Raw genomic sequence first — 529 nt, 5'->3', positions numbered from 1 at the left:
CCGCCACCGGCGCCGCTTGGGTCGGCGCGGTTGGTGCAGCGGCCGCAGCCTCCGCCGCCGGGGGGGCGGTCAGCGCGCCGATCGCCGCGGCGGCCTCGGCCGCGGCGCGGGCGCGGGCGATCCACGGCTCCATCGCCGGGCGGGCCGGGGCGGGCAGCGCCTCGAGTTCCTTGAGCGCCGCGGCAATGTCGCCGCGGTCGACCGCCGCACCGGCGCGCGACAGCACCGCGTCGGCGTCCGACCCCTCGTGCGGGGTGACCGAGCGCGCCCCGGTCTGGGCGCGCAGGAAGTTGCCGATGGCGCTGCCGCGGCCCGAGGCCGCATCGCTGCGCAATTCGGCGCGCAGCGCGGCGCGGGCGGCGGGCGGGAACTCGGCGGCGAGCGCCTCGAGCGTCGGCACCTCGACGGTCAGCGCGGGGGGCGGGGTCACGCCGGCCTCCTGCAACTGGGCCAGCGCCGCCTCGCGCGGGGCGCCGGTCTGGATCGCGGTGCCGAGCGCGCTTGCCGCGGCGGCGGTGCGGGCGCGGCG

General features: G+C 81.9%; 1 pseudogene. It reads right to left on the bottom strand.

The window, feature by feature from the left end:
- A pseudogene (locus tag ACFHYO_RS14970) lies at positions 1–529 on the bottom strand (hypothetical protein); the annotation flags it as partial.

This window comes from Paracoccus panacisoli, from assembly GCF_042435015.1.
GTDB classification, from domain to species: Bacteria; Pseudomonadota; Alphaproteobacteria; order Rhodobacterales; family Rhodobacteraceae; genus Paracoccus; species Paracoccus panacisoli.
This window is presented reverse-complemented; position numbering and strand designations above follow the sequence as displayed.